The organism is Mycobacterium sp. 050128 (assembly GCF_036409155.1).
GTDB lineage: Bacteria > Actinomycetota > Actinomycetes > Mycobacteriales > Mycobacteriaceae > Mycobacterium.
Genome location: NZ_JAZGLW010000023.1, coordinates 1 through 6,703, shown reverse-complemented (window position 1 = coordinate 6,703; position 6,703 = coordinate 1). Strand labels below are relative to the sequence as shown.

General features: G+C 61.1%; 6 protein-coding genes and 2 pseudogenes. 1 reads left to right on the top strand and 7 read right to left on the bottom strand.

Translation table 11 applies throughout. From position 1 onward, the window contains the following. Nucleotides 1-259 precede the first annotated feature (259 nt). The 4 genes and pseudogenes from SKC41_RS31530 to SKC41_RS31515 all read right to left on the bottom strand — a co-directional run. A pseudogene (locus SKC41_RS31530) lies at nucleotides 260-572 on the bottom strand (IS110 family transposase); the annotation flags it as partial. Nucleotides 573-760: 188 nt separating this feature from the next. Then, a complete protein-coding gene (locus SKC41_RS31525) occupies nucleotides 761-976 on the bottom strand; it encodes a dihydrodiol dehydrogenase (protein ID WP_226069256.1) in 216 nt (71 codons plus the stop codon). A 45-nt stretch (nucleotides 977-1,021) separates the two neighbouring features. Continuing rightward, on the bottom strand, nucleotides 1,022-1,540 hold the full coding sequence (locus tag SKC41_RS31520) for an aromatic-ring-hydroxylating dioxygenase subunit beta (RefSeq protein WP_042910003.1): 519 nt from the start codon (nucleotides 1,538-1,540) through the stop codon (nucleotides 1,022-1,024). Between the two features lie 64 nt (nucleotides 1,541-1,604). Beyond that, complete coding sequence (locus tag SKC41_RS31515; RefSeq protein WP_042910002.1) at nucleotides 1,605-3,005, bottom strand: Rieske 2Fe-2S domain-containing protein; 1,401 nt, start codon at nucleotides 3,003-3,005, stop codon at nucleotides 1,605-1,607. Nucleotides 3,006-3,477: 472 nt separating this feature from the next. Between SKC41_RS31515 and SKC41_RS31510 the strand changes: the two genes are divergently transcribed. After that, nucleotides 3,478-3,600, top strand: coding sequence for a hypothetical protein (locus tag SKC41_RS31510; RefSeq protein WP_330981539.1), 123 nt, complete (start codon nucleotides 3,478-3,480; stop codon nucleotides 3,598-3,600). 100 nt (nucleotides 3,601-3,700) lie between these two features. On the opposite strand, the gene SKC41_RS31505 is transcribed toward SKC41_RS31510, so the two are convergent. The 3 genes and pseudogenes from SKC41_RS31505 to SKC41_RS31495 all read right to left on the bottom strand — a co-directional run bounded on the left by SKC41_RS31505 (nucleotide 3,701) and on the right by SKC41_RS31495 (nucleotide 6,492). Then, the gene (locus tag SKC41_RS31505) at nucleotides 3,701-4,705 is read right to left on the bottom strand and encodes a ketopantoate reductase family protein (protein ID WP_042910000.1); all 1,005 of its coding nucleotides are present in this window, start codon (nucleotides 4,703-4,705) and stop codon (nucleotides 3,701-3,703) included. After that, on the bottom strand, nucleotides 4,705-4,893 hold the full coding sequence (locus SKC41_RS31500; RefSeq protein ID WP_042909998.1) for a hypothetical protein: 189 nt from the start codon (nucleotides 4,891-4,893) through the stop codon (nucleotides 4,705-4,707). Before SKC41_RS31500 ends, SKC41_RS31505 begins: the two co-directional genes overlap by 1 nt. A 606-nt stretch (nucleotides 4,894-5,499) precedes the next feature. Next, nucleotides 5,500-6,492, bottom strand: a pseudogene (locus tag SKC41_RS31495) (IS481 family transposase). Nucleotides 6,493-6,703: the final 211 nt, after the last annotated feature.

Below are 6,703 nucleotides of genomic sequence, written 5' to 3'. Positions count from 1 at the left end.
ACCACCACTGGAAACCGCCAAGCACTACACTGACCGCTGCTCACAGGTGAGGAATTTCGGCGAGCACACCTGGGGATTTTCGATGAGCGCGATCACGGTGATCAGCATGTGCGATTCGCCGGCCACTACTAGTGGCCATGGTTCCGTCCCCGCCTGTCGCATACCACACGGTTGTCCACGATCGGATGGCGCTTCGGAATCGACGGCGGCGGCATCGACGTCGGCCGGCCGCGGTTGGAAATCCCGGGTTCGTAAGTTGTCAAGCCGCATGTCCGTTGGGGTTGGTTTGTCGGTGGGCCCAGGCGGTGTGTTCGTGGTAGATGCTGTGGTGGTGTACGCAGCCGCGCAGGATGCCGACGAGTCGGTTGCCCGGGGCGCGCATGGCCTTTGTGGTGTAGGTCGTCGGCGGCGCGGCGTTGGTCGTAGAAGGTGCGGGCGGCGCGGCTGATCGTAGGAGCCCAGCAGGCCCATTGGTCGATCGCGCCATACAGGCGGCGGTTGCGGACGTGGCGGGCCAACACGGCGCGTTTCTTGCCCGACGCGACGGTCAATGGTGATGTTCCGGCGTAGTGAATCGCCTGTAAGTCTTTACCCGGCTGGCCCGGTAAAGACTTACAGGCGATTCATTCCGGGCGCGGCGACCAACATCCAAAGGCCCCTCAATTCGGCCCGAGCAAGCCAATTCCGGTTACAGCAGAAGTCGCTTGCAAATTTTGACGCAGACGGAGCGGTATGGGCATCCCAAACCGTGGCAGTTGTATTAGCCGGGTCCGTATGGGTGATACAGAAGCCGTGAGAACGTCTCCTTCGGCTGCCAAGACAGACTCTCGAGTTCCATCGGGTCAAGCTGAATCCGATACCCGAGGCGGGGGCTGGCAATCTCGAGGCGTTCTCCGTTGCGGGTATATACCTTGCTAACGGTGACGGTGGCGAACTCGTTCGCGATCGTCGTTTTCATTCCCGGCTGATCGGTCACTGGACTACCTTCGGAGCGCTAACTGGTGCATTAGACCGGGTCCCTTTAGAGGAAAAAGGCCAGATTGTGGGTACCGATGACGGCGTGATCGAGCACGACCCGCCGGCGTGCCAGCCGCAAACCCGCTTCCGTACGCCGGATGCGGTCATGGCGCTCTGCGGAGATGAGGTCATGCTTTTGACTGTCACCTCTGTTGCGGAACACCAGAAGGTCGGATCGGACATCGAATTCGTTGGATCCGTCCACCGGACGAACCCGCACGTTAGACACGAAGTGACGAATCCGTGACGGCGGATCTTCGGCCCATGCGTATTCGGTGTCCAAACGTAAGACCCGAAGCTGCAACCCTCTGTAGTCATCGTCCCAGTGCGTCATCATCGTCGAATTGCCATCACCCTTGCTGCGCTCTCTGCTCAGGCGCACGGGGATCGTGTAGCGAATATCTTCGGCGCAAAGTTCCAGCCAGTCGTGAAACCGGCCGTCATCTAGCAGCTCAGCCTCATCGAACAGAAAATTCTCTACCTCAGCCCGGAGAAGCAGCTGCTGTTCTATGGTCGCAACCATCACACACCATCCATCTTGGTTTCAACGAATTGTATTGCTAGACAATCGGTTACATGGCTAATCATTATACGGCCTGCTCGTCGATCGGGCTCCGTACCAGCCGTGGCTGTGCGCCGTGCTCACCCACGTCGTCGCTGCCAGAATCGCTGATCAACTCCAACCAGCGACCCCAGAATTCACGCTGATTCCGCTCCGCGTACCCGCTGGAAAGCGCGCGGCCGGGGCCCTTCCAAGTGTCGTCGCTGTCAAGCACCCCCATGCCCATTTCGAAGTTCAGCATCTGGCTGCCGTTAAGACGACCTTGAGTTCCCGCTGTGATAGCCCGCCACGTTTCGGCGTCATCCTGCTCGAACACGCCGGAAGTGCCGAAGGTGCGGACGTAGGTCTCGTACGACTCATGTTTGAACGCTTCGGGGGCTTCTTTCTCGACGAGAAACCATGACCACACTTCCATCGAGTCATGCGACAACGGACGCCACAGGCGCAGCGTCAGCATTGGAACCGGCGGGGAGTTGCGGTCCTTACCGATGCAGACGTTAAGAAACGACAAGTTAGGAAACACCGTGCCATGAATGAATCCAGTGCCCCGCAAGACATCCACATGCTCTTGGTCACCGTATGCCGCGAGGAGTCCGTCGACGATCTCTTGTGGGTAGCCCATGAAGGGCGGCATCGGCGCTCCGGGTGGCACACCCAGGACGCCGAGTCCGTGACCGTTGCAAAGGCTGATATGCGCTGGCCATGATGCGAACTTCGGATCCGGCGGAACCAGACCGAGTTCCACCCCCGAACGGTGCGTCATCAGCGTGTGGTAAGCATCACCGACAAAGTTGTCCGAGCCGAGTTTCCAGTTGGCGTCGATAATCCATCGCTGCGGTTCACCACGCACCTCGAGACCGCCCGGACTGCGTTTGGTGATCAGGTCCAGATACCAGGTCATATCGCCCAGGTAGTCGGCGAGAGAGGGTGCCTTATCGTCCAGACAACCGAAGATCAGGCCACCATAGTTATCAACGTGTGGAACAGGGGTCAGGCTCCACATACTCTTGTCCATTTCGACGCCGTAAACGTCCTGCTGCGCCGGTACCCCAGCGAGGGTTCCGGTGTTCTTATATGTCCACCCGTGATACGGGCACCGGAAGTGTGAAGTGTTGCCCATCTCGGTGCGGCACAACATCGTTCCGCGATGACGGCACGAATTGGCCATCGCTCGTACCGTGCCGTCTTCACCGCGCACGACGATGATCGAACTGCCCGCCAGGTAACGGACCACATAGTCGCCGGCCTGCGGCACCTCCGTCTCATGAGCCAGAAACTGCCAGCACGGGCCGAAAACCCGCTCGGCTTCGAGCTCATAGAGCTCCGCATTGGCAACCAGCCCGGCGGGTAGTCGCCCCTTCACAAGGCTTTCCTTGCCCGCAGTGATCAGTTGTTGTATGTCGCCTTCGCTGCCGACAATGGACATGTCATCTCCTATCTCCAAACTTGTGTTCGGTTGTGCCGCACAGAAAATTGACGTTACGAGTATTCGAGGTTTAAGCCGCTTTCGGTTTCGAGCAGACGGGTGATGCGCCTTTGGGGCATCAACACGCGCGGATGGCCAGCCCAGCGGAGACGGGTCTGTGCAACCATCCGATGCCGCGCACCTCCCTATGACATTGCGCGACTGTCGAATTGTCGTCGTCCACGGTGACCTAACCCTATCCGTATTCCACATCCAATCCTGCAGGCGTGCGAACGTAGAACGAGACCAATGCTGTTCGGCCCATATCGAGCTTCGGCTGAGGTGCTCGCCGCGTCTATCCCCGCAGCGCTGCGCAAACTCCGATTCGCGCTGATGTTTTCGAGCATGATCCGCCCGACTCGTTTGCGGCCGACGCGGACGCCGCGGTTGCGCAGTTTCAGCTAGACCCGCGAAGAGCCGCAGATGGCGGCGAATGAATCGCCTGGTTCTGATGGTGGTGTCCAGCGCGGCGCTCACACATCTTCGCCAGCACTTCGACAAATCACTCGCCGGGCCGGCCAGCTACCACCCGGCAGCCGATGAATGCAACGTTTGACATAGGTAGGCGCCGTATAACACCCCTCGACATCCCCAACCATGGCCCGAATACGCCGTCCCGCAACGACATTCCCGATCCCAGATCGCACGCAAAGCGCCTATTCCAGGAACCGGTCGATGGTCTTTATGATCTGGTAAGCGGTCCGGAGCGCTGGCGCCTCGATGCCCAGCGTTTCGGCGGCGGCAAGGTAAGGACCCAGCATGAAGTCGACCTCGGTCTTGCGGCGCCGCACAACATCCTCGTACATCGAGGGGTAGCCCGAGCTTCCCTGTTCGCGCATCATTTTGCCCTGCTTGATGACGAACTCGATCGCCTCAACGGTCGGGAGGGCGTCGAGCTCTTTCAACCGCGACAGTGGTGCATAGAAGTTCTGCGGCTCGTATCCTTTGGCCCGGTAGACCGCGAGAAGGTCCTTGGCTAGCGCGACGAAGTACGCAGCCCCCTCGGGTACCTCCATGCCCTCAAACACCGAGGTCCCCCGGATCGTGCCCAACGTCGTGACCGACCACGCAGCGGCGAGCGATATCTGGGCCAGCTTCTCCCACTCCACCTGCTCGATGTTGGCCACCGCCTCCGCAGGCAGGCCCGCAGCGTTGAAGGCAGCAGCGATGGCGTCCACACGTGGACTCTGCGACCCATCGAGCTCGCCGAAGTACGCTGTCACGCGTGCCGAAAGGTGGTTGCGTACAAGGCCTGGCGTGACCAAGACCCCGCCCTCGATGGTGGAGGCGCCGATCACCCGGTCGCGACCGAGCCAATGTGCGAGCATCGCGTCTTTTTCCGCGGTGTTCTGCACCGACAGGGCGGTAGTCACGACGTCCCGCATGGGATCGGCATCGGTCAGGGCCTGCGCGGTGTCCTTCCCTTTGACCGCCAGAATGAGGTAATCAAAGGGCCCTATGGCGTCGGTGACGTGGTCGACCGCCGTCAAGTTATCACCGACAAGCACGTCGCCCCGGCGGCCCACGATCCGCAGTCCGTCACGTTGGATCGCCTCGACGTGCGCCGGCCGACCCACCAGGGTCACATCAACGCCCGTCGTTGCCAGGTAACCTCCGAGGACCGAACCGAGCCCGCCGGCGCCGAGGATCATGATGCGCATCAAATGACCCCGCCGACGACGAGACCCGCGCAGCCCATTTCTGCCAAGGCGTCGATGTTATGCCGCAAGCCTTCCTCGTCGAGTTCGAAGTCCTCGCTGAGGGGAGTGACGGGACACATGTAGAAGCCCCGAAGATTCTCGGCGGCCCATGCCCTGGCAACGGACCCGATCTCCGTAGTAGCGATCATGCTTTCTTCGTCTCCTTCATATGACTAGTCGCGGCGGTGGCCAGTGAAAGAGTGGAGTATGGGACTGCGAAGAGGGCGACGCACGGTGTACGACTTCCGCGCTCAGCTGAGAACCCGCTTCGGCGACGGAACGATGCCGTCTATTCCGAACGGGCATAGTCATTTGCTCTGGTCCCGTTCCGCCGCTGCGATTCTGCACACGCCAAACTGCTCGCTTACCTGCCCTGCCGGTATCATCATCGCTTCGCAGATCTGGCACGTCTATCCGCGCGGCGCGACGCAAACTCCGATTCGCGCTAGAGTGTGCCTTTGGTGGGGTCGCAGCCGACGACAGCCCGCGTACAGTGTCGCCCACATGTTCCGTCGTGATAATTGGCGGCGCAACGGTCGCGAGGACAGCCGCGTTCGGCCGTGGGTCCGGGTACGCATTGCGCCTAGTTCACGCCGGGCAGTCAGCGTAGGTATCGCAGACGCGAAGCATTGACCTGCTCAAGGAGAGTCAGCGAGCGGATTTGGCGCTCACCTTCGCACACTACCGAGCCGGGCCAGCGCCCGATGCAGAAGTTCACGCCCCCCGGCCTCATTAGGAGCGTGGCTCTGAATCGACTAGTTGTACTGCCCAGGCAGGTTGGTCAACCGCGTGATGGGTGGGACCTTCCCGATCGAGGAGTGAAGACTCACAGTGATTGTAGGTGTGCAGCCAGGCCGGTAGGGCGGAGCGGCGGGTGCGTTCGTTGGAGTAGTGGCGGGCGAAGGCCCATTCGGCGGCCATGGTGCGGTGAAGCGTTCGATCTTGCCGTTGGTCTGGGGCCGGTAAGCGCGGGTCCGTTTGGGCGTGACGTGCAGCTCAGCACAGGCGTCGCGCCAGGCATGGGCGCGGTAGCAGGAGCCGTTGTCTGATAGCACGTGCTTGACAGCCACGCCCCGAGCAGCGAACCAAGCGATAGCGCGGCGCAGCACCGCGATGGCAGTAGCCGCGGTTTCGTCGTCGTGGATCTCGGCATAAGCCACTCGGGAGTGGTCGTCGATCACGGTGTGCACGAAGGAATGGCCCATCAACTCGTTGCGGTACCGGCTGCGTTTGGCGGTGGGCATGGATCGTCGGTTCTTCCAACCTTGAGCGCGCCCCACGAAGCGCCAGCCCCCACCGTCGGGGATGTTGCCCAGTTTCTTGACGTCGACGTGGATCAGCGAACCGGGGTGGTCATGTTCATAGCGGCGGATGACTTCACCAGTGCGGATGTCAATGTGCGACAGCCGATTCAGTCGACACCGCACCAACACCGCGTGCACCGTGGAGGCCGGCATCGATAACCGAGACGCAATGGCCAGTGGAGAAAGCCGGTGGTGCCATCGCAAATGCACGATCTTGCGCACCACCGGTTGTGGTGTGCGCTTCGGACAGTGGTGGGGTCGGCTGGACCGATCGGTCATCCCGGCCGCCCCCATCGCCGCATAGCGCGACGCCCAGCGTTTGGCAGTTGGCCAAGACACGTGGAAATGCTCGGCGGCGCGGACGATCGGCCAGCCCTCGTCAACGACTCGACGCGCCAGCAACAAGCGCCCACGAGGAGTCAATACGGCATTAGCGTGGACCATGAAGGTCTCCTGTTCGTGCGGTGAAGTGGTAGCAGCTCCACTCCACGACAGGAGACCTTCACCCACCAACGACCGCTACAGCGTGTCGTCACATCTGTTCAACCAACCTGCCTGGGCAGTACAACTGATATGTAGGCATTCTTTGTCAAGAGGCAGGTGAAAGCCGCCCCGGTTGGTCCGGGGCGGCTTTCGTTTGATCGGTGTCAGCTCG

Coding starts and splice junctions, on each gene's coding strand:
- SKC41_RS31520 (WP_042910003.1), bottom strand. CDS start 1,540: ATGGTTGCGACCATAGAACAGCAGCTGCTTCTCCGGGCTGAGGTAGAG.
- SKC41_RS31515 (WP_042910002.1), bottom strand. CDS start 3,005: ATGTCCATTGTCGGCAGCGAAGGCGACATACAACAACTGATCACTGCG.
- SKC41_RS31510 (WP_330981539.1), top strand. CDS start 3,478: ATGAATCGCCTGGTTCTGATGGTGGTGTCCAGCGCGGCGCTCACACAT.
- SKC41_RS31505 (WP_042910000.1), bottom strand. CDS start 4,705: ATGCGCATCATGATCCTCGGCGCCGGCGGGCTCGGTTCGGTCCTCGGA.
- SKC41_RS31500 (WP_042909998.1), bottom strand. CDS start 4,893: ATGATCGCTACTACGGAGATCGGGTCCGTTGCCAGGGCATGGGCCGCC.